This is a genomic window from Mesorhizobium sp. M8A.F.Ca.ET.161.01.1.1 (genome assembly GCF_004792105.1).
GTDB lineage: Bacteria > Pseudomonadota > Alphaproteobacteria > Rhizobiales > Rhizobiaceae > Mesorhizobium.
In genome coordinates this window covers 1-359 of sequence record NZ_SRTD01000189.1, presented here as the reverse complement: position 1 = coordinate 359, position 359 = coordinate 1, and the positions used below count along the sequence as shown (strand labels likewise).

General features: G+C 59.9%; 1 pseudogene. It reads left to right on the top strand.

Annotation, left to right across the window (positions count from 1 at the left end):
* Nucleotides 1-133: 133 nt before the first annotated feature.
* Nucleotides 134-359: pseudogene (locus tag EN804_RS35250) on the top strand (response regulator); the annotation flags it as partial.

Below are 359 nucleotides of genomic sequence, written 5' to 3'. Positions count from 1 at the left end.
CCGAACCCCCGAAACGCCCGCTTCCTAATTTAGTTCCAGGCCCAACGGAACTTTTTCAGAAAGCCGGCGTTGGTTTTGCCGGGGCAGGCACAGCCTGTGACTACAACAACGTCATCTGAGGGAGACGTAAATAATGAGCTTGTCCGCAACCATCGCTCCGCATCTTCCGTTCCTGCGCCGCTTCTCGCGCGCGGTGTCGGGATCGCAGGAGAGCGGTGACGCGCTGGTCGCCGCGATGCTGGAAGCCATCATCGCCGACACCAATATCTTCCCGAAGCCTCCAGCGACCGTATTGCGCTATATAAGGTCTTCGCCAGGCTCTTCACCTCCGTTGCCATCCGCGTGCCGCAGGAGCAGGC